The organism is Marichromatium sp. AB32, assembly GCF_003718675.1.
GTDB classification, from domain to species: Bacteria; Pseudomonadota; Gammaproteobacteria; order Chromatiales; family Chromatiaceae; genus Marichromatium; species Marichromatium gracile.
Map to the genome: position 1 here is coordinate 1 of NZ_RHFJ01000155.1, position 389 is coordinate 389.

Annotated in this window: 1 protein-coding gene; it reads right to left on the minus strand. The window is 42.9% G+C overall.

The genetic code is table 11. From position 1 onward, the window contains the following. Window positions 1-48: 48 nt before the first annotated feature. A partial coding sequence (locus tag EBL85_RS16950) for a DJ-1/PfpI family protein (RefSeq protein WP_190288127.1) occupies window positions 49-389 on the minus strand: 341 nt, incomplete at its 5' end.

Consider the following 389-nt stretch of genomic DNA (forward strand, 5'->3'; position numbering starts at 1 on the left):
TTAACCTTCGAAATATCGAAGGGTGGCTCTGATTACTTTCTTACACGCTTAAAATGGTTGGTTGGAAAAACGTGAGTACTGGATGGCATCTGCGACTTCCTGAGCTTTAGACTCTGAAGTCATAAGGTGAAGTAGCTTAAGAGCAGCTTGATAGCTAACTAGGCTACCGTTCGAAGTGATAACGCCATCATCAATGACAAAATTCTGGTCGACTTGTACTTTGACTGCTGGGTAATCTCTTTGAAAGCCGTTTTCACCTCCGGCCCAAGTTGTTGCTTTTTTGCCGTTTAAAAGGCCAGCTTCGGCTAACAAATACGCGCCAGAGCAATTACTTGCCATCCAATCTGCCGCCTTTGAGGTAGTTTTAATAAAGTGAATGAGATCTTTAT